The organism is Ruegeria sp. HKCCA4008 (genome assembly GCF_013033125.1).
Lineage (GTDB): Bacteria > Pseudomonadota > Alphaproteobacteria > Rhodobacterales > Rhodobacteraceae > Ruegeria.
In genome coordinates this window covers 192,090-211,200 of sequence record NZ_WQDM01000006.1, presented here as the reverse complement: position 1 = coordinate 211,200, position 19,111 = coordinate 192,090, and the positions used below count along the sequence as shown (strand labels likewise).

Below are 19,111 nucleotides of genomic sequence, written 5' to 3'. Positions count from 1 at the left end.
GAAGCATGACCCGAGCCCTAGTCACCGGCGCCGGTATTCGTCTGGGCCGGGCCATGGCACTGTATCTGGCAGATAGAGGTTTCGATGTGGCCGTGCATTACGCCTCATCCGAAGGTCCGGCGCAGGAGACGGCGGCAGAGGCACAGGCCCTGGGCCGGAAATCCGTGACCCTGAAGGCCGATCTGCTGGACGAAGCTCAGGTTCAGGCGCTGCTGCCCAAAGCGGCCGAGGCGCTGGGCGGGCCGATCACGTGTCTGGTGAACAACGCATCGATCTTTGAATACGACAACATCCGCACGGCAACCCGGCAAAGCTGGGATCGACATCTCGACAGCAACCTGCGCGCGCCCTTTGTGCTGACGCAGGCCATGGCAGGTCAGGGGCTGAGCGCCGGAACAGATGAAAATGGCGAACCGCTTGCAACCGGCCTTATCGTCAACATGGTGGACATGCGCGTGCGTAAACTGACGCCCGAGTTCATGTCATACACCATTGCAAAAATGGGCTTGTGGGCACTGACCCGAACGGCGGCGCAGGCATTGTCTCCGACGATCCGTGTCAACGCGATCGGGCCGGGCCCGACGATGCAAGGCCACCGCCAAAGCCAAGAGCATTTCCAGGCACAGCGTTCAAATACCGTTCTGGAGCGGGGATCCAACCCGTCTGACATAACCGCAGCACTTGGGTATTTTCTGGACGCACACGCGGTCACCGGACAGCTTTTATGCGTGGACGGTGGTCAGCATCTGGGTTGGAAAACTCCGGATGTTCTGGGTGTAGAATAGGTAATTCTGCTGCAAGTTTTGCACCGCTCTCAATTGTGTTACACGCGCGTTACAAAAATGTCTTTTTTTTCATACACTTGCTAAGTATGCAAAAAAATAATGTTTAAAAACAACAACTTGATAAGTTGCCTATTTTTTGTGCAAGTAAAGGAAAAGGCAAGGAAACAAGGGGATTTCCGATCTTCCGGAATTTTATCTTCACACTTATCCACAGAAACCGTGGATTTGTTTTCTCTTGATCTGAAAGGCGTGAGATTGCAGCCATTGCCAGAGAATCATATCTCAGGGTCATGACCACCGACGGCGAATCATCCCCTACCGGCTATGCCTGCATTCAGCGCTATGTAAAAACGCTGGACAGTTCTCCGGGCGTTTACCGCATGCTCGATGCAGACAGCCGGGTTCTGTATGTCGGCAAAGCCCGAAATCTCAGGGCACGGGTGTCGAATTACACACGGCCGGGTCATTCGGGGCGGATCGAAAAGATGATCGCCGCGACGGCCTCGATGATGTTCCTGACGACGCGAACCGAGACCGAGGCCCTGCTGCTGGAGCAGAACCTGATCAAGCAGCTGAAACCCAAGTACAATGTATTGTTGCGGGATGACAAAAGCTTTCCGAACATCCTGGTCGCCAAGGATCATGACTTTCCGCAGATCAAGAAACACCGCGGGGCGAAGAAGGAAAAAGGCGCCTATTTCGGCCCCTTCGCCAGTGCCGGTGCGGTAAACCGGACGCTGAACCAGTTGCAAAAAGCGTTCCTGCTGCGCAACTGCTCGGATTCGATGTTCGACAGCCGAACGCGGCCTTGCCTTCTGTATCAGATCAAACGGTGTTCCGGGCCGTGTGTCGGCCTGATCTCGGAGCAGGATTACCGTGAAAGCGTGAAGGACGCTGAACGCTTTCTGTCGGGCCGCTCGACCAAGGTGCAGGAGGAACTGGCCGAGCAGATGATGGCCGCATCCGAGGCGATGGAGTTCGAACGCGCCGCCGGTCTGCGTGACCGCATCCGGGCTCTGACGCAGGTGCAGACCTCTCAGGGCATCAATCCGCGCGGTGTGGCCGAGGCGGACGTGATCGGCCTGTATATGGACAGCGGTCAGGCCTGCGTGCAGGTGTTTTTCATCCGTGCGAACCAGAACTGGGGCAACAAGGATTTCTATCCCCGCGTCGGCCCGGATGTTTCACCAGCCGAGGTGATGGAGGCCTTTCTGGGCCAGTTCTATGACAACAAGGAGCCGCCGCGTCAGCTGATCCTGTCGGACGGAATCGAAAACGTGGATCTGATGCAGGACGCGCTGTCTGAGAAAGCCGGGCGCAAGGTCGAAATCCTTGTGCCGCAGCGTGGCGAAAAACAGGAACTTGTTGCCGGTGCCTTGCGCAACGCGCGCGAGGCTTTGGCCCGCCGCATGTCGGAAAGTGCCACGCAGGCCAAGTTGCTGCGCGGGCTGGCCGAGGCGTTCGATCTGGATGGTCCGCCGGGACGGATCGAAGTCTATGACAACTCTCATATTCAAGGCACCAATGCTGTCGGCGGCATGATCGTGGCCGGCCCCGAGGGGTTCATGAAGAACGCTTACCGCAAGTTCAACATTCGCGGTGATGACCTGACACCGGGTGACGACTTCGGCATGATGAAAGAGGTACTGAACCGCCGCTTCACCAGACTGCAAAAGGAAGACCCGGACCGTGACAAAGGGCTGTGGCCCGATCTGTTGCTGATTGATGGCGGCGCAGGGCAGGTAAGCGCGGTGCATCAGATCATGGTCGAACATGGGGTCGAAGACATTCCCATGGTCGGCGTCGCCAAGGGGGTCGACCGCGACCACGGCAAGGAAGAGTTTCACCGGATCGGCCAGCGCCCCTTTGCGCTGAAACGCAACGACCCTGTGTTGTATTTCATTCAACGCCTCAGAGACGAAGCGCACCGGTTCGCCATCGGCACCCATCGTGCGAAACGCGCCAAGGCCGTGGGTGCAACGCCGTTGGATGAAATCCCAGGGGTAGGGGCTGCGCGCAAACGTGCTCTGTTGACCCATTTCGGCAGCGCCAAAGCCGTCAGCCGGGCCAATCTGGCCGATCTGAAAGCGGTCGAAGGGATTTCGGCCGGGTTGGCGCAGAAGGTTTACGATTTCTTCCACGACAAGGGCTAGGCTTGCCGGCCCCGCCACAGGATATATAGGCCCGACGCGACGATCAGCGCGCTGCCGATCCACATGTTGGGATCCAGCCTCTCGCCAAACATGGCTACGCCAAGCCCGATGCCGAACAACAGCCGGGTGTATCTGAACGGGGTCACGGCGGACACTTCGCCGGTGCGCATCGCCTTCATCAGCGACGCATAGGCCATTACGCCCATCAGCACCGCTCCGATCAGATGCAGGCTGGTGTGAAGGCCAACCGGTGCAATCGGCGCGCCCTCCCAAAACCGATAGGCCACGCCGGCCACGATGATGCTGAGGAAGCCGTAGAACCCCAGGACTTCGGTTCCAAGCGTGGCAGGTGCTGCGCGGCTGGCCAGATCACGTCCGGCAAATCCCAGCATTCCCAGCACCGCCAGTATCGACAGCAGCGAAAAGCTGTCTCCGGTGGGTTGCAGGATGACGACAACGCCGATCATGCCGACAAAGATAGCGCTCCAACGCCGCCAACCGACTGTCTCGCCAAAGAACAACGCGGCGCCTGCAACAACGACCAGAGGCGTGGCTTGCAGGATCACCGTGGCCGAGGACAACGGCGTCAGTGCGATGGCCAGAACATAGAACAACCGACCAAAGACCTCGAACAGCACCCGAATTTTCATCGGGCGGGACAGAACGTCAGGTTGCAGCAGCCGCTGCCCACGGGCCCGGGCCACCGCAGCGAAAATCACCGACCCGCCCGCGCCGAAAAGAACCAGGACCTGCCAGATCGGCAGCGCGGCTGAAGCTGCCTTCAGTAACGCATCCTCCAGCGCAAAACCGGCCATCGCGGCGACCATCCAGAGGCTGCCGATCATGTTCGACCGTGTGTCGGTTTGAATATGCGCTGTCATCTGGTACTTTCCGGCTGGGCTTGCGCGGCAATCTGACCGCAAAGCTGGGAAAGGCCAAGAGGTACTGTTCTGAGACGTCGGGCCTGCGGCGCTTTGACCAAGCGTTTGTGAGTGATGCAGTTTTTTGTCTGATTGGCTTTTCTGTCCCGGACCGGCGATATAGGGTCCAAGCCATGAAGTGGAATTTGCCTAATCTCCTGACCGTTCTGCGCCTGCTGGCCGCGCCCGGGCTGGCAGTCATGTTTCTGTATTTCACCCGTCCCTATGCGGACTGGTTTGCACTGATCCTGTTCCTGTCGGCGGCGATTACCGATTGGTTCGATGGGTATCTGGCCCGCGCATGGAAGCAGGAGACCAAAATCGGAGCGATGCTGGATCCGATCGCCGACAAGGCCATGGTGGTGATCGCGCTTATGATCCTTGTGGGCTATTCGACCGAGCACTGGACGCCGTGGCTAGTCCTTCCTGCAACCGTGATCCTGTTTCGCGAAGTTTTTGTCTCGGGCCTGCGGGAATATCTGGGCGATGTGGCCGGGACGCTCAAAGTCACCAAACTGGCCAAATGGAAGACCACGGCCCAGATGGTCGCCATCGCGGTTCTGTTTTCGCAGGGTATCTTCGAGCACTATGCCGTGATGGCGAGTTTTGGCATGGATGCCGAGCTGGTCGAGCAGATCATTGCGGGTCAGGTCGACGACGTGAACCACCTGCGCCTGAATGTCGATGGCATGTATTGGGCGGGTCAGGTCGGGCTGTGGCTGTTGTGGATTGCGGCAACGCTTACATTGATCACCGGCTATGACTATCTACGTAAGGCCATGCCTCATCTGAAGGAGAGCTAACCGATGGATGTTCTGTATTTCGCCTGGGTGCGCGAACGCATCGGCTTGCCAAAGGAAAAGGTCGAAACGCAAGCAGCCACGGTCAGCGAATTGGTGACTGAACTGAGCGCTCGGGAAGAGCGCTATGCCGCGGCATTTGCCGATCTGTCCGCGCTACGCGTTGCGTTGGATCAGGAGTTGTCGGATTTCGATGCGTCGCTGGCAGGTGTTCGGGAAGTTGCGTTTTTCCCACCGATGACGGGCGGTTGACCGATGCGGATCGCGGTTCAGGAAGAGGCATTTGATCTGGGGGCCGAGGCCAATGCCTTTGCCGCCGGGGATGATTCCAACGGCGCCATCGTCACTTTCACCGGCGTTGTGCGTGACCTGGCGAGCGGTGATCTGGATGTGATGGAGATCGAGCACTATCCCGGTATGACCGAACGCGCCCTGACCAAGATCGCCGAAGAGGCGCAGGCGCGTTGGGCATTGGGTGACGTGCTGGTCATACACCGTTTTGGACGCTTGGTTCCGGGGGATCGCATCATGATGGTGGCCACGGCGGCCCCGCATCGCAAGGACGCGTTCGAGGCGGCCGAATATCTGATGGATTACCTGAAATCCCGCGCACCGTTCTGGAAAAAGGAAATTACCCGTTCCGGCGCCGAATGGGTTGCGGCCAAAGATCAGGACGAAGACGCTCTGACCCGCTGGTAGCGTCGCGCGCCCACCGCGGTGGTTCTGGAAACCGAGCGGTTTCAATTCTTCTCTGGACGCCGGATCACGAGCCTGCGCTAAATCTGCGCAAGTGGATCAGGAGGATGGCGGAATGCATGACGGGCTGAGAAACAAGGGCCTAGCGACACGGGCAATCCATGCGGGCGAAGCCCCGGACCCGACCAGCGGTGCGTCTGCGCCGGCCCTGCATATGTCTTCGACATTCGTCACGGATCAGGTGGCGGGGTTTTCGGCCCACGATCTGGAGGAAGAAGCCCCTTATCTTTATGGGCGCTGGGCCAATCCCAACGTCAGGACGCTGGAAGCCAAGATCAGCATGTTGGAAGGCACCGAAGATTGCCTGTGTCTGGCGTCCGGTATGGCGGCGGCCACCGCCATCTTCCTGACGTTCCTGTCTGCCGGGGATCATTTGATCGTTTCCGACGTCTCTTACGCGGGCGTGGCAGAGCTGGCGCGGGACACGCTGCCGCGTCTGGGGATCCATGTCAGCACGGTCAACATGTCCGATCTTTCGGCGGTATCAGCAGCCATCAGGCCGAACACGCGTCTCATCCACACGGAAACACCCGTGAACCCGATCGGTCGTCTGACCGATCTGGCATCGATTTCAGCAATTGCCAAAAGCGCGGGGGCGTTGCTGTCCTGCGATGCGACTTTTGCGTCTCCGCTTGGTCAGCCAAGCAAAGAGCTGGGCGTTGATCTGATCATGCATTCGGTGACCAAGTATATCGGCGGGCACGGTGATGCCATCGGTGGTGCGGTGGCCGGGCGAAAGGACCTGATCGCGAAAATCCGCACCGAATCCGCGATCCACCACGGCAGCATCATGTCCCCCTTCAACGCGTGGATGATCGCGCGGGGCATGGCCACTCTGCCGCTGCGGATGACAGCGCATCAGGCAGGAGCCACTGTCGTTGCCGATTGGCTTGAGACACGCGCGCGCGTGACCAGAGTGATCTATCCGGGGCTGAAGTCGCATCCCCAATACGAGCTGGCCCAACAACAGATGCGCAACACATCCGGAATGATCGCTTTTCAGGTGGGTGATCACGCAACAGGCGAGGCACTGGCCCAGCAGATGATCGATAAACTCCGGATCGTTCACTATGCCGTGTCGCTTGGCCACCATCGCAGTCTGATATTCTGGATGGGAACCGAAGCTTTGATGCAATCGTCCTTCCGATTGGAACGGGCGCAATTGGCAAGTTACCGGGATTACGCAGGCGACGGCGTGTTCAGGCTGTCGGTTGGTCTGGAAGACCCCGAAGACCTGATCGCAGATTTGGCGCAGGTCCTGTGAGCCGTCCGGGAAGGCGGTTTCTCAGTCGGCGTTGTTGATCCGACCGCGCATTTCCTCGGCCTCTTGCCGCGCGGCGCGCAGACCGTCCATGGCTGCGGCCAGCTCTGCCTCTGTCTGGGTCAGCTGATTGGTCAACTCGGCTTCACGTTGCTGAAGATAGGTTATGGCCTGATCGCGGGTTTCTTCCGCTTCGTGCAGTTCCTGGCTCATGCGATCCAGATCGGCAACGTCGCTTTGGCGGACGCGGGACAGGCGGTGTGCCAGCCAGTTGGCAAACCAGCCCATGCAGAAGGCCGCAAACAGAATGACGGCTGTGGCGATGATGAATTCGGTTCTGTTCAACTTACTGGTCCTCTGCGTCCGTGTCTGGTGCGGTCGATTCGGTCTGATCCGTTTCAGGCGCGTCAGCCTCAGCCCCAACCTCGGCCTCAGCCTCGAGCGCTTCGAGGCCTGTTTCGGAGGCTTCGACAGGCTCGGGACGAATCAGCCGGAATTCGATCCGCCGGTTGGCTTCGCGGCCTTCTTCGGTGTCGTTGTCCGCGATGGGCTGTGTTTCACCGTATCCAACGGCAGTGTAGCTGCTGGTGGGAATGCGCCGCCCGCGCAGCTCGTTCAGAATCGATTGCGCCCGTGCCTGGCTGAGCTGCTGGTTCATCTCTTCGCGGCCCTGGCTGTCCGTATGGCCCTGGATCTCCAGCCGGATCGGCCCGCAGTCACGCAGGATGTCGGCGATCTGGTTCACCGTATCGCGCGAGTCGGATGCGATCGTTGCCGATCCGGGTTCGAACGCGATTTTGCTGACGGTCTGGATTTCGGCGATCTGCGCTTCACAGACTTCAGGATCGGGCAGCGCGTCTTCGGGCTCCGGTGGAGGCTGATAGGTGATCGTCAGAGTGAATTCCTGCCCTTCGCCCAACTTGTCCGACAACTGACCTGCGATACGGGCTTTGGCATCCTCTTCATGGCTGAGGCCGGTCAGTTCGACCGAGCCTGGTGTTACGGTCAAGGCCCCGTTGTGAAGCTGGGCCAACGCCTCGAGGCCGGCTAGAACACGCACCGGCCAATCTGCCGGAAGCCCCGGCGCGATGCGGGTCGCAGTATAGACCTGATCCGAGCCGAAGGCCGCGCGGGCATAGCTGTCGACCATGTCCCGCAACGTTTCATCCCCCAGACGCCCTCGCAGTTGCACAAGCCCTTCGGGGCTGCGGGTCGCCGAGAACTCGACGGGTCCGGTCTGTTCGCTGGTTTCAGGTTCCGGCAGCACGGCATGCAGGGCAAAGACCTGAGGCAACGCTGTTTCAAGTTCACCTACAACCCGGTCGAACAAGGCTGGATCCGTGCCTTGCGCCGCAACCAGGGTGATGTCCGCATCCGACATCGTGACCGAGCCTTTGCCGATTCTGGCCAGTGCCTGAATGCTCTTCTCGGCGGCTTCGGGCCAGCGTGGTGAGGGCTCGCCCAGGCCGATGGTGCAGGAGTATGGCCCGGACAACCCGGCATCGCGCGCAGCGGTCACGATCCGGTCGCGTGCCTTTGCATCCTGTGCCGAACAGGCGTCAAATTGCCCACCGTCTTCGTTGATCAGAAAACGCAGCGTAAAGGGCGTTATGACGGGACGAGGCGCCGAGATCGCCAGCCCGATCCGCAGGCTGGGCGGCGCGGCGCGGGTCAGATCGCGTTCGAGACGTTGTTTTTCCTGTTGGCTGTCCGCAATGGCGGTGATTTTGACCAAATCGGCATTCGCGGAAATTTTGGCACGCGGCAGGCTGGCCAACGCCTCGATGGCATATGATATCGCGGCATCCCAACCGTCGGGCTTGGGGTAATTCGCCGTTTCCATCAGGTCCGAAACTGCGATGTTGGGGTCGAGGTTGCTCAGCCTTCTGATCAGGTCATCTCTGTCTTCGCTGGCGGGGATCAAGCCGATGATCGAGATGCCGTGATCATTGCGCAGAATTTCCGCTGAAAAGCGCGGCGGCGCCAGGGCAGAGGTTGCTTCGACCTCCATTTCATCGATTACGCGGGACGCATCGACCTCGGTTCCGGCTGCGGTCAGTGCGTTGAAACGTGTCGCCTCGTCCGGTGCAATCCCGGTCAGAACCACGCGCAAGCCGTCTGACTCGACCTCGGCCCAGTCGTGCCCTTTGAGGTCAAGCGCCCGGCGCACGGCGAACTCCGATGTCTCTTCGATCTTTGTGACGGCATAGCTGGCTGCCAAAAGCGACAGCCCGGCTGATACAAGAAAGATCAGGGAAACAACGATAAAATACGGCAGACGCATATTTGGGTTTGACACTCCTCAGGCGGTTGGGCCGATCTTTACAGGCCGCGTTCAGCAGGTGCAATCAGAGCAACAGGGCGACGCAGAGGAAGATCAGCGGAATCAAGCCAGTGTCGCGGTTGACCCTGAACAATTGCAACAGTCTGGCATTGTCTTCGATGTCCAGCGCGCGGAGTTGCCACATCATGTGCCAGCCCATTGCCCAAGGCCCACAGAGCGCAACACCCAATGCCAGCATCGAGGCATCCGGCACCCCTGCATCGACGATGGCCAGCCCCATCAGCGACACGGTCGCCACCAAAAAGTACTTCAGCCACCGCGCTGTATCAGCTCCGAACAGACGGGCGGTTGACTTGATGCCGATCAGTTCGTCATCCTCGGCATCCTGATGCGCATAGATGGTATCGTAGAACAGGGTCCACGCGATTCCAGACAGGTAAAGCGTCACCGCTGGCCATCCCACGGAACCGCTATGCGCCGCCCAGGCCAGTAGGGCGCCCCAGTTGAAGGCCAGCCCCAGAAACACCTGAGGCCACCAGGTAAACCGTTTGGCAAACGGATAGATCGTCACGGGCAGCAGGGACAGAACACCCATTGCGATCGCCGCCTGATTGAAGCTGAGAAGGATGCCAAGCGCCAGAATGCATTGCAGGACCATCCAGACCGCGGCCTGCCGGACACTGACCTGACCCGAAGGAATCGGGCGCGAGCGTGTGCGTTCGACCTGCCCGTCGAATTCCCGATCCGTAATGTCATTCCACGTGCAACCGGCGCCCCGCATCAGGAAGGCCCCAAATGCGCATCCCATGGCGATCCACAGATCTTCCCAACGCGGCTGCCCATCATGCAGGATCGCCAGAGCCAGCCCCCACCAACAGGGAATCAGCAGCAGCCATGTCCCGATGGGTCGGTCCGCGCGGCTGAGGCGCAGATAGGGGCGGGCAAAGGCCGGGGCACGGGTGTCGACCCAGTTGCCGCTGACGGCATCGGCGACTTGGCCATCTGGTGTTGGGGCATTGCCTTGCATATGTAGGGTCTCATGAGTGCGAAGATCAGACTGTATGTAGAGCAGCCCTTGGGTCAGGGGCAATCGGTTCCTTTGACGCGCGACCAGGCGCACTACCTCTTTGGTGTCATGCGCCTTGCGGTCAAAGGGCAGGTCGCCCTGTTCAACGGGCGGGACGGAGAGTGGTTGGCCGAAGTCTCCGAGGCGGGAAAACGCGGCGGGACGCTGACCTGTATTGAACAGACGAAACCGTTGCAGTTGCCACCGGATCTGTGGTTCCTGTTCGCGCCCATAAAAAAGGCCCGCACCGATTTCATCGTGGAAAAAGCCGCCGAAATGGGTGCGGCGCGTATCCTTCCTGTTCAGACCGAGTTCACCAATTCCGAACGCATTCGTCAGGACCGCCTACAGGCCCATGCGGTCGAGGCGGCCGAGCAGTGCGGCGGAACCTTCGTGCCCGAGGTTGCCGATTTGCAGCGGTTGGATCGGCTGCTGGATGCATGGCCCGAAGATCGGCAACTGATGTTCTGCAACGAAGCCGAGGTTGGATCGGCCCTGCGACTGGCCGCCAATGAAAAAGGACGGCCCTGGGCAATTCTCATCGGCCCGGAAGGCGGGTTTTCGGACCAGGAACGCGCGCGTTTGACAGGGTTGCCATTCGCGCATGTGGTCAGCCTTGGCCCTCGTATCCTGCGGGCCGACACGGCAGCGGTGGCTGCATTGACCATGTGGCAGCAGGCGCTGGGGGATTGGGCGTGATCCAAGAAGCCTCGCCGTCTAATGCCCCGGCCATTGAGGCGTTTTTGGCCAAACATCCCGATACTTCCATGTTTCTGCGCAGCAACCTGTTGGCGCACGGGATTGGATTTGGAGACGATGACCACTCCACCCGGTTCTTCATTTGGGGGCAGGATCGCATCCAAGGCGTATTTGGCCTGACCAAAAAGGGCTACCTGATGGCGCAACTGCCCGATTGTTCGCCAGAGGCCGCTCAGGCATTTGCGGGTCGGATCGCAGGTCAGATCGTTCTGGGCATGACAGGGGCTGCACAACAGGTTGAGATGATATTGGACGCGCTAGGGCTTGGACAGGCCTGTTATCGCCTGCATCATGATGAACCCCTGTACCGCCTGGATCTGGGCGAAATCCCAGAGGCACCGATTCCATTTCGTGCCCTGTCCGAGGCATACCGGCCGTTACTGACGCGTTGGTTTGCGGATTACTTCGAGGATACCGACCAGGCCAAAGGGCAAGAGGCGCGTGAAATGGCCTCCGATCGGATCACCACCGATATTCAATCAGGCAGGGCGATTGTCATGCTGGAAGACGACGCCCCCGTAGCCATGGCCGCCATCAATGCATCAGTCCGGGATCAGGTTCAGGTCGGCGGTGTATTTGTGCCGCGCGAGAACAGAAATTGTGGACTCGGGCGCAAGGTCACAACGGCTGTGCTGCAAAAGGCGAGGACCGAGGGCGCGAACGCGGCCATCCTGTTCGCCAACAATCCACCTGCCGCGCGAGCCTATGAAGCGATGGGGTTTCAGCAGGTCGGCTGGTATCGGATCGCCCTGTTGCAAACACCACAAAAGGTGCTGTCATGAGTTTCATCCGACCCGAGGCAAAACTGGCCCTGTGGCGCTGGCGCGAAGTGCTGGTTGCCGGGTTTGTCCTGATCCTCGGTCTCAGCTGGATCAACGGGCCCGGTGGTCTGCTGGGGTGGATCGGCTGGCTGCTTGTCGCTGTCGCAATCGCCCTAGCGGTGATCGGGGTGCAGCGCGCGCGGTTCAGAACCGGCACTGGCGGACAGGGTGTCGTGACCGTCGATGAAGGTCAGATCACCTATTTCGGCCCACTGGATGGCGGCATCATCGCCACGCGCGAGATTGAGCGGCTGGCGCTCGATCCGACCTCGACGCCGGCGCATTGGGTGTTGGAACAACCGGGTCAGGCGGTGCTTCACATTCCTGTGAATGCGGAAGGGGCCGAGGCGCTGTTCGATGTCTTTTCGGCACTTCCGGGCCTGAAAACCGAGCATATGCTGGCCGAACTGAACGGTGGATCGGCCCATCCGGTCGTGATTTGGGAGCGTACGCCCTCGCGCCCTCCACACCTTCGGCTGCATTGACACCGGCGCGGTTTGCCCCCACGACTGGCCAAAAGACAGACACATCAGGATCGGAGCGCGGGTCTCATGTCCATCCCCCAGTCCGGCGGCGGACCAATCGAACGCCATGAGCAATTGGCCGAATATCTGGAGTCGGGCTGCAAGCCCAAGCCAGACTGGCGCATCGGCACCGAGCATGAGAAATTCGGCTACTGCAAGGACACGCTGAAGCCGTTGCCGTTCGAGGGTGCGCGATCCATCGTGGCGGTGTTGGAGGGCCTGCGTGACCGGCACGGTTGGGCCGAAGTCCGTGAAGCGGGTCATCTGATCGGTTTGGAAAAGGACGGCGCCAATGTCAGCCTGGAGCCGGGCGGCGCGCTGGAGCTGTCGGGAGCTCCGCTCGAGACCATCCACGAAACCTGTGATGAGGTGAACACCCACCTGCGCGAGGTAAAGGACATCGCAGATGAGATCGGCGTGGGTTTCATCGGTCTGGGCGCGGCACCGACCTGGACACATGAGGAAATGCCGTTGATGCCCAAGGGGCGGTATCGGCTGATGAATGACTATATGGAAAAGGTCGGCACCATGGGCCGCGCCATGATGCGGCGGACCTGCACGGTTCAGGTCAACATCGATTTCGGGTCCGAGGCCGACATGGTGCAGAAACTGCGCGTGGCGCTGGCCTTGCAGCCGGTGGCAACGGCGTTGTTTGCGAACTCGCCCTTTTTCGAAGGCAAGGTAAATGGCCAGAAAAGCTGGCGCAGCTATATCTGGCGGCATCTGGACGATGCGCGTACGGGTATGCTGCCTTTCGTGTTCGAAGACGGCTTTGGGTTCGAGCGTTACGTGCAATACGCGCTCGATGTTCCGATGTATTTCGTCTATCGCGACGGCCAGTATATCAATGCGCTGGGCATGTCGTTCCGCGACTTCCTGAAAGGCGAACTGCCCGCCCTGCCGGGGGAAACGCCCACGCTCAGCGATTGGGCCGATCACCTGACCACCGCCTTTCCAGAGGCGCGGATCAAGAAATTCATGGAAATGCGCGGGGCCGATGGTGGACCATGGCGGCGCCTGTGTGCCTTGCCCGCCTTCTGGGTTGGCCTGACTTACGATCAAACGGCCCTGGACGCGGCCTGGGATCTGGTCAAAGGCTGGGACACCGAAACCCGCGAGGCGCTGCGTGTCGCGGCTGCCAAAGACGGTCTGCAAGCGAAGGTCGGCACCATCAACATGCACGATCTGGCGCGTGAGGTTGTGGCGATCTCCGAGGCCGGCCTGAAAGCCCGCGCCTATCCCGGTGCCGGTGGCCTGGTGCCGGACGAGACCCATTTCCTCAACGCGCTCAAGGACAGCATCCAAAGCGGGAAAGTGCCTGCGGATGAGTTGCTGGAACACTACAACGGCGACTGGAACGGTGATCTGACCCGGATTTTCCCAGAATACAGCTATTGATCCGCCCGGTCCCGCTTGCATTCGCGGGGCTGGCCCGATAGCAGGTTGGCGACCAAATTCAGAGGGCGTCATGGACGATCTTAAGGCAAAATATCTGGGCCAAATCGCCGAGGCAGGCGACGAGAACGCGCTTGAGGCGATCCGTGTCGCCGCCGTGGGCAAAAAAGGCGAGGTCGCGCTGAAGATGCGCGAATTGGGTAAAATGACGCCCGAGGAACGCCAGGTGGCAGGCCCAGCGCTGAATGCCCTGAAGGATGAGATCAACTCGGCCCTGTCCGCCAAAAAGGCCGCTTTGGCCGATGCTGCGCTGGATGAGCGTCTGCGCACCGAATGGCTGGACGTCACCCTGCCGACCCGCCCGCGCCGTCAGGGCTCGATCCACCCGGTCAGCCAGGCGACCGAGGAACTGACCGCGATCTTTGCCGAACTGGGCTTTTCGGTGGCCGAAGGGCCGCGAATCGAGACCGACTGGCACAATTTCGACGCGCTGAACATCCCCGGCCACCACCCTGCGCGGGCCGAGATGGACACGTTCTATATGCACCGCGCCGAGGGCGACAACCGCCCGCCGCATGTGCTGCGCACCCATACGTCGCCGGTGCAGATCCGGTCGATGGAGAAACAGGGCGCGCCGATCCGCGTCATCTGTCCGGGCGGCGTCTACCGCGCCGACTATGACCAGACCCACACCCCGATGTTCCATCAGGTCGAAGGGCTGGCCATCGACAAGGACATCTCGATGGCGAACCTGAAATGGGTTCTGGAAGAGTTCGTGAAGGCATTCTTCGAAGTTGACGATGTCGAACTGCGTTTCCGCGCCTCGCACTTCCCCTTCACCGAGCCGTCGGCCGAGGTCGATATCCGCTGTTCCTGGGATAACGGCCAGCTGAAGATCGGCGAGGGCGACGACTGGATGGAGATTCTGGGCTCCGGCATGGTCCACCCCAAGGTGATCGCCGCCGGTGGGATCGACCCCGAGGTCTATCAGGGCTTTGCCTTCGGGATTGGGATCGACCGTCTGGCGATGCTGAAATACGGCATCCCGGATCTTCGGGCGTTCTTTGACAGCGACCTGCGCTGGCTGCGCCACTACGGCTTCGCGGCGCTGGATATGCCGAACCTGCATGGTGGTTTGTCGCGGTGATTGACGAAAACAAAAGACTCCTCAAGTTGATGGAGTTTATTGAGGCTTCGGGTGTTTCCGGAGCCTCTTTTGATGACTCAATTGAGCGTTTGAATTCCATGTATCCTAATTCCCCGCAATCCCTGGAGACCACTCAGAACAAAATTGGCATGTCGATAGCGGAGAGAGATCATTACCTCTCGCTTCTAAAGGCGAGGAATTTTGTGTCCGGCAGTTTTACAAAGAATGGCGTACTAAACTTAAAACTCACGCTATCCGGGAAAGAATACCTAGCGAATCTAATTGAGATCGAAAAAGTAGAAAATGCCGAGAAGAGGCAGGTTACGAAAGCTGCATCGGGAGTTTTGGCAGCGCTTTCAAAGTACTTTCTGCTGCCGGTGGCGGTGATTGTGGCTGCTGGGTTGATTCTCTCTAAACTGGGGCTAACCCCGTAAGTTCATGGGTAAGTGCTGAGCAAAGGCAGATAGGTCGCCACGCCATCGCCAGACCGCGGGCTTCAGCCCGCCATGCGCCGGTTGCCGGGCTGAAGCCCGGCCTACACCAATATGTTAGGTGACAAGGCGATGAGGCTAGTTAGGCTTCGGCCTCATGATTTACCGACTGCTTTTTCTTCTGCTGACCGCAACTCCCGCTTTCTCCATGGGACCATGGAAGTCGGATTGCCATGGCGATACGGCCTGTGAGGTCGGCGACCGATCGTACCATGTGCTGGAACCTGAGGGTTGGGACGGGGAAACCCCTCTGCCTGTGTTGCTGCATTTCCACGGCTGGGCGCGGCAGGGTAATGTTGTCGTGAACCACGAACGCATTGCCGGCGCGACGAAGCTGCGGGGCGTGTTGCTGGTGGCCCCGAACGGTCTGGGCAAAAGCTGGGATTTTTGGACCCCGGACACGGGCGATGTGCCCTTTGCCGGTGCGGTGCTGGAGGATGTGGCCAAGCGCTATCCGATTGATCCGGAACGCATCTATGTCTCGGGATATTCCTTCGGAGGCGCGATGGCGTGGCGCTATGTCTGTCAGTCAGGCAATGACATTGCCGCCCTGCTGGCCGTTGCAGGCAGCATCCGCCAGACTGAAGCCTGCCCCGAAGCCCCGCGCGAGGTGCGCCATGTGCATGGGCTGGACGACACGGTGATGGATTTTCCCTTTGGACCGGGCGGCGATACCACCTACCCGGTGGCGCTGTGGCGAAAGAAATACAACTGCAACGGTGCCACCCCGCGCGGGGATTGGAGCGTGAGACCGTTCCTGACGCTCAGCCGGGTGGAATGGGCCGATTGTGCGCAGGGGCAGGTGGTGCTGGACACCCATCCGGGCGGGCATTTCATCCCGCATGGCTGGATCGGGTGGCAATTGGACGAGCTTTTGGGCCGCACCCCCACTTATCCGTGACCTGCAGCGCTTGCACCTTGGCGCATTCTTTGTCATTGCCTGTGCCGACTGGATGTTTGCCAAAAAAGGCCCCGAGCAATGAAATTCACTCTGTCCTGGCTGAAAGACCACCTCGACACCGATGCGTCGGTTGATGAGATCACTGAGGCGCTGACCGACCTTGGCCTTGAGGTCGAGGAGGTCATCAACCCGGCTGACAAGCTCAAGGACTTTACGCTGGGCTATGTGAAACACGCGGAAAAACACCCTGACGCCGACAAGCTGCGTGTCTGCAAGGTGGACACGGATGAAGGCGAGTTGCAGATCATCTGCGGCGCGCCCAACGCCCGCGAAGGGATCACTGTCGTCGTCTGCAAGCCGGGCATGTATATCCCCGGTCTGGACCTGACGATCAGCGTCGGCAAGATCCGCGGCGTCGAAAGCTTTGGCATGATGGCGTCCGAGCGCGAGCTGGAATTGTCGGACGAACATGACGGCATCATCGAATTGCCCTCGGGCGAGGTCGGTGACAGGTTCGTTGATTGGCTTGCCGAGAATGACCCATCGAAAGTCGATCCCGTGATCGAGATCGCGATCACTCCGAACCGGCCCGATGCGCTGGGCGTGGAAGGCATCGCGCGTGATCTGGCGGCGCGTGGGATCGGCACTCTGAAACAGCGCGACTACGTGCCGGTGCCCGGTGATTTCGAAAGCCCGATCAAAGTATCGATTGACGAGGATACGCTGGATGGCTGCCCGCATTTCACGGGCCGCCTTATCAAGGGCGTCAAGAACGGCCCCAGCCCGCAGTGGTTGCAGGATCAGTTGAAGGCGATCGGGCTGCGTCCGATTTCGGCGCTGGTGGATATCACCAACTATATGACCTTTGACCATAACCGCCCGCTGCATGTGTTTGACGCGGACAAGGTGCAGGGCAATCTTCGCGTTCATCGCGCCAAAGGCGGTGAAACCCTGGTGGCGCTGGACGAGAAGGAATACACTCTTCAGCCCGGCATGATGGTCATTTCAGATGACAAAGGCCCGGAATCCATCGCAGGCATCATGGGCGGTCAGGAAACCGGCTGCACCGAAGATACTGTGAATGTGTTCCTGGAAAGCGCGTTCTGGGATCATGTGCAGATCGCGCTGACGGGTCGGGCGCTGAAAATCAATTCAGACGCGCGGTACCGGTTCGAACGCGGCGTGGACCCTGAATACACGCTGGAAGGGCTCGAGCACGCAACCCAGTTGATTCTGGACATCTGCGGCGGCGAAGCGTCCAAAGTGGTCGAGGCGGGCAAAGCGCCGAACCACGCGCGTGCGTACAAGCTGGATGCCGAACGGGTGCAGTCTCTGGTCGGGATGGACATTCCCGAAAGCGAGCAGCGTCAGACGCTGACCCGCCTGGGTTTCCGTCTGGAGGGCGAGATGGCCCACGTGCCAAGCTGGCGCCCCGATATCATGGGTGAGGCCGATCTGGTGGAAGAGGTCGCACGGATCGCCTCGTTGACCAAGTTGCAGGGCAAGCCCTTGCCACGTGTCACCGATGGTATTCCCAAGCCGGTGATGACACCGACTCAGCGCCGCCAGTCCATGGCGCGCCGCACCTGCGCCGCGCTGGGTTACAACGAATGCGTCACCTATACGTTCATCGATCAGGCTTCGGCTGCTTTGTTCGGTGGCGGGGATGACGCGACCATGCTTGAAAATCCTATCTCGTCCGAGATGAGCCACATGCGCCCGGATCTGCTGCCCGGATTGTTGCAGGCCGCGGCGCGCAATCAGGCACGCGGATATGCCGACGTCGCCCTGTTCGAAGTTGGCCCTGTTTTCCACGACGGCGAACCCGGCGACCAGAAAACCCAGATCGCCGGCCTGCTGGTTGGCCGCAATGGCCCCAAGGATGTGCACGGGGCCTCGCGCCCGGTGGATGTCTTTGATGCCAAGGCGGATGCCGAGGCCGTTCTTGCGGCGATCGGAGCACCCGCCAAGGTACAGATTCTGCGCGACGGCGATGCCTGGTGGCATCCGGGTCGTCACGGCAAGATCTGTCTGGGACCCAAAAAGGTGCTGGGTGTTTTTGGTGAGCTGCACCCGCGCGTGTTGCAGGCGATGGATATCAAGGGTCCGGCAATGGCCTTTACGATTTGGCCCGACGAGGTTCCCTTGCCCCGCAAGTCCGGTGCCACACGTGCCGCATTGGAATTGCGTGACCTGCAAGCGGTCGAACGTGACTTTGCCTTTGTCGTTGATGAAAACGTCGAGGCGCTGACGTTGGTGAACGCTGCGGCAGGTGCCGACAAGGCGCTGATCGAAGATGTGCGTGTCTTTGACGAATTCATCGGCGGCAGCCTGGGTGAAGGTAAAAAATCGCTGGCCATAACGGTACGTTTGCAGCCGACAGAGCAGACGCTGAAGGAAAAGGACATCGAAGCGGTGGCCGAAAAGATCATCGCCAAAGTCTCCAAGGCGACCGGCGGTGTTCTGCGGGGCTGATGCAGGGCCGCCTCCGGCGGGAGTATTTCAGAAAAGATGAAGGGGCGGTGGCGCCCTTTTGCGTGTTTACGGAGGACGAAAGATGCTGAACGTGTACCTATCTGGCGAAATCCACACCGATTGGCGCGAACAGATCATCGACGGCGCGCAGGGGTTGGACATCACATTCAACAGCCCGGTGACGGACCACGCGGCAAGCGACGATTGCGGCGTTGCCATTCTGGGGGAAGAGCCGAACAAATACTGGCATGACCACAAGGGTGCGATGGTCAACGCGATCCGGACCCGCAAGGGCATTTCGGATGCTGACGTGGTGGTTGTCCGGTTTGGCGACAAGTACAAACAGTGGAACGCGGCTTTTGATGCGGGCTATGCCGCAGCGCTGGGTAAATCCATCATCGTGCTGCACGGCCCCGAGCATCAGCACGCGTTGAAAGAAGTGGATGCAGCCGCGCTGGCCGTGGCGGAAAAGCCCGCGCAGGTTGTCGAAATCCTGCGGTATGTGCTGACGGGTGCACTGCCGGGCTGAGTTTTTCAATGCGGGTGCCGGTTTCGGCACCCTGTCGATCGCGA

Annotated in this window: 19 protein-coding genes; 15 read left to right on the top strand and 4 right to left on the bottom strand. The window is 60.0% G+C overall.

Annotation, left to right across the window (positions count from 1 at the left end):
* Positions 1 to 5: 5 nt before the first annotated feature.
* Together GOW60_RS14775 and uvrC are read left to right on the top strand one after the other, a co-directional pair.
* A complete protein-coding gene (locus GOW60_RS14775; RefSeq protein ID WP_171229855.1) occupies positions 6 to 785 on the top strand; it encodes an SDR family oxidoreductase in 780 nt (259 codons plus the stop codon).
* A 290-nt stretch (positions 786 to 1,075) separates the two neighbouring features.
* Positions 1,076 to 2,938 carry an excinuclease ABC subunit UvrC gene (gene uvrC, locus GOW60_RS14770; RefSeq protein WP_171229854.1) on the top strand — a complete coding sequence of 621 codons (1,863 nt, stop codon included), beginning with the start codon at positions 1,076 to 1,078 and terminating at the stop codon, positions 2,936 to 2,938.
* Here the strand turns inward: uvrC and GOW60_RS14765 are convergent.
* Positions 2,935 to 3,819 carry a DMT family transporter gene (locus tag GOW60_RS14765; protein WP_171229853.1) on the bottom strand — a complete coding sequence of 295 codons (885 nt, stop codon included), beginning with the start codon at positions 3,817 to 3,819 and terminating at the stop codon, positions 2,935 to 2,937. The two genes, uvrC and GOW60_RS14765, sit on opposite strands and share 4 nt — an antisense overlap.
* A 173-nt stretch (positions 3,820 to 3,992) precedes the next feature.
* On the opposite strand from GOW60_RS14765, the gene pgsA reads away from it, so the two are divergent.
* The 4 genes from pgsA (at position 3,993) to GOW60_RS14745 (ending at position 6,678) form a co-directional block, all read left to right on the top strand.
* Positions 3,993 to 4,661, top strand: coding sequence for a CDP-diacylglycerol--glycerol-3-phosphate 3-phosphatidyltransferase (gene pgsA / locus GOW60_RS14760; protein WP_152456738.1), 669 nt, complete (start codon positions 3,993 to 3,995; stop codon positions 4,659 to 4,661).
* A 3-nt stretch (positions 4,662 to 4,664) separates the two neighbouring features.
* Positions 4,665 to 4,910 carry a molybdopterin converting factor subunit 1 gene (moaD, locus tag GOW60_RS14755; protein WP_171119782.1) on the top strand — a complete coding sequence of 82 codons (246 nt, stop codon included), beginning with the start codon at positions 4,665 to 4,667 and terminating at the stop codon, positions 4,908 to 4,910.
* Between the two features lie 3 nt (positions 4,911 to 4,913).
* Entirely contained in the window at positions 4,914 to 5,357 is a 444-nt protein-coding gene (locus tag GOW60_RS14750; RefSeq protein ID WP_152456740.1) for a molybdenum cofactor biosynthesis protein MoaE, read from the top strand.
* A gap of 112 nt (positions 5,358 to 5,469) precedes the next feature.
* Positions 5,470 to 6,678 (top strand): PLP-dependent aspartate aminotransferase family protein, encoded by a 1,209-nt coding sequence (locus GOW60_RS14745; RefSeq protein ID WP_171229852.1) that lies wholly within the window; start codon positions 5,470 to 5,472, stop codon positions 6,676 to 6,678.
* Positions 6,679 to 6,699: 21 nt separating this feature from the next.
* Here the strand turns inward: GOW60_RS14745 and GOW60_RS14740 are convergent, their stop codons facing one another.
* The 3 genes from GOW60_RS14740 to ubiA form a co-directional block, all read right to left on the bottom strand.
* A complete protein-coding gene (locus GOW60_RS14740) occupies positions 6,700 to 7,020 on the bottom strand; it encodes a hypothetical protein (RefSeq protein WP_117870533.1) in 321 nt (106 codons plus the stop codon).
* A gap of 1 nt (position 7,021) precedes the next feature.
* Positions 7,022 to 8,959: an OmpA family protein gene (locus GOW60_RS14735; RefSeq protein ID WP_171229851.1), complete on the bottom strand. Its 1,938-nt coding sequence runs from the start codon at positions 8,957 to 8,959 to the stop codon at positions 7,022 to 7,024.
* A 64-nt stretch (positions 8,960 to 9,023) separates the two neighbouring features.
* The gene (gene ubiA / locus GOW60_RS14730; RefSeq protein ID WP_171229850.1) at positions 9,024 to 9,986 is read right to left on the bottom strand and encodes a 4-hydroxybenzoate octaprenyltransferase; all 963 of its coding nucleotides are present in this window, start codon (positions 9,984 to 9,986) and stop codon (positions 9,024 to 9,026) included.
* A gap of 12 nt (positions 9,987 to 9,998) precedes the next feature.
* Between ubiA and GOW60_RS14725 the strand changes: the two genes are divergently transcribed.
* From GOW60_RS14725 to GOW60_RS14685, 9 genes are all read left to right on the top strand, one after another.
* On the top strand, positions 9,999 to 10,724 hold the full coding sequence (locus tag GOW60_RS14725; protein ID WP_171229849.1) for a 16S rRNA (uracil(1498)-N(3))-methyltransferase: 726 nt from the start codon (positions 9,999 to 10,001) through the stop codon (positions 10,722 to 10,724).
* Between the two features lie 68 nt (positions 10,725 to 10,792).
* On the top strand, positions 10,793 to 11,566 hold the full coding sequence (locus GOW60_RS14720) for a GNAT family N-acetyltransferase (RefSeq protein WP_171229848.1): 774 nt from the start codon (positions 10,793 to 10,795) through the stop codon (positions 11,564 to 11,566).
* The gene (locus GOW60_RS14715; RefSeq protein WP_171119774.1) at positions 11,563 to 12,090 is read left to right on the top strand and encodes a hypothetical protein; all 528 of its coding nucleotides are present in this window, start codon (positions 11,563 to 11,565) and stop codon (positions 12,088 to 12,090) included. The genes GOW60_RS14720 and GOW60_RS14715 overlap by 4 nt, the downstream gene beginning before the upstream one ends.
* Positions 12,091 to 12,156: 66 nt before the next feature.
* Positions 12,157 to 13,527, top strand: coding sequence for a glutamate--cysteine ligase (locus GOW60_RS14710; RefSeq protein WP_171229847.1), 1,371 nt, complete (start codon positions 12,157 to 12,159; stop codon positions 13,525 to 13,527).
* A gap of 70 nt (positions 13,528 to 13,597) precedes the next feature.
* Positions 13,598 to 14,671, top strand: a complete 1,074-nt coding sequence (gene pheS, locus GOW60_RS14705; protein ID WP_171229846.1) for a phenylalanine--tRNA ligase subunit alpha — start codon at positions 13,598 to 13,600, stop codon at positions 14,669 to 14,671.
* 29 nt (positions 14,672 to 14,700) lie between these two features.
* Entirely contained in the window at positions 14,701 to 15,105 is a 405-nt protein-coding gene (locus GOW60_RS14700; protein WP_171229845.1) for a hypothetical protein, read from the top strand.
* 154 nt (positions 15,106 to 15,259) lie between these two features.
* Positions 15,260 to 16,063 carry a PHB depolymerase family esterase gene (locus tag GOW60_RS14695; protein WP_171229844.1) on the top strand — a complete coding sequence of 268 codons (804 nt, stop codon included), beginning with the start codon at positions 15,260 to 15,262 and terminating at the stop codon, positions 16,061 to 16,063.
* A 78-nt stretch (positions 16,064 to 16,141) separates the two neighbouring features.
* Complete coding sequence (gene pheT / locus GOW60_RS14690) at positions 16,142 to 18,538, top strand: phenylalanine--tRNA ligase subunit beta (RefSeq protein WP_171229843.1); 2,397 nt, start codon at positions 16,142 to 16,144, stop codon at positions 18,536 to 18,538.
* A gap of 82 nt (positions 18,539 to 18,620) precedes the next feature.
* A complete protein-coding gene (locus GOW60_RS14685; RefSeq protein WP_171119768.1) occupies positions 18,621 to 19,067 on the top strand; it encodes a YtoQ family protein in 447 nt (148 codons plus the stop codon).
* Positions 19,068 to 19,111 lie beyond the last annotated feature (44 nt).

Coding starts and splice junctions, on each gene's coding strand:
- GOW60_RS14775 (WP_171229855.1), top strand. CDS start 6: ATGACCCGAGCCCTAGTCACCGGCGCCGGTATTCGTCTGGGCCGGGCC.
- uvrC (WP_171229854.1), top strand. CDS start 1,076: ATGACCACCGACGGCGAATCATCCCCTACCGGCTATGCCTGCATTCAG.
- GOW60_RS14765 (WP_171229853.1), bottom strand. CDS start 3,819: ATGACAGCGCATATTCAAACCGACACACGGTCGAACATGATCGGCAGC.
- pgsA (WP_152456738.1), top strand. CDS start 3,993: ATGAAGTGGAATTTGCCTAATCTCCTGACCGTTCTGCGCCTGCTGGCC.
- moaD (WP_171119782.1), top strand. CDS start 4,665: ATGGATGTTCTGTATTTCGCCTGGGTGCGCGAACGCATCGGCTTGCCA.
- GOW60_RS14750 (WP_152456740.1), top strand. CDS start 4,914: ATGCGGATCGCGGTTCAGGAAGAGGCATTTGATCTGGGGGCCGAGGCC.
- GOW60_RS14745 (WP_171229852.1), top strand. CDS start 5,470: ATGCATGACGGGCTGAGAAACAAGGGCCTAGCGACACGGGCAATCCAT.
- GOW60_RS14735 (WP_171229851.1), bottom strand. CDS start 8,959: ATGCGTCTGCCGTATTTTATCGTTGTTTCCCTGATCTTTCTTGTATCA.
- ubiA (WP_171229850.1), bottom strand. CDS start 9,986: ATGCAAGGCAATGCCCCAACACCAGATGGCCAAGTCGCCGATGCCGTC.
- GOW60_RS14725 (WP_171229849.1), top strand. CDS start 9,999: ATGAGTGCGAAGATCAGACTGTATGTAGAGCAGCCCTTGGGTCAGGGG.
- GOW60_RS14720 (WP_171229848.1), top strand. CDS start 10,793: ATGTTTCTGCGCAGCAACCTGTTGGCGCACGGGATTGGATTTGGAGAC.
- GOW60_RS14715 (WP_171119774.1), top strand. CDS start 11,563: ATGAGTTTCATCCGACCCGAGGCAAAACTGGCCCTGTGGCGCTGGCGC.
- GOW60_RS14710 (WP_171229847.1), top strand. CDS start 12,157: ATGTCCATCCCCCAGTCCGGCGGCGGACCAATCGAACGCCATGAGCAA.
- pheS (WP_171229846.1), top strand. CDS start 13,598: ATGGACGATCTTAAGGCAAAATATCTGGGCCAAATCGCCGAGGCAGGC.
- GOW60_RS14700 (WP_171229845.1), top strand. CDS start 14,701: ATGGAGTTTATTGAGGCTTCGGGTGTTTCCGGAGCCTCTTTTGATGAC.
- GOW60_RS14695 (WP_171229844.1), top strand. CDS start 15,260: ATGATTTACCGACTGCTTTTTCTTCTGCTGACCGCAACTCCCGCTTTC.
- pheT (WP_171229843.1), top strand. CDS start 16,142: ATGAAATTCACTCTGTCCTGGCTGAAAGACCACCTCGACACCGATGCG.
- GOW60_RS14685 (WP_171119768.1), top strand. CDS start 18,621: ATGCTGAACGTGTACCTATCTGGCGAAATCCACACCGATTGGCGCGAA.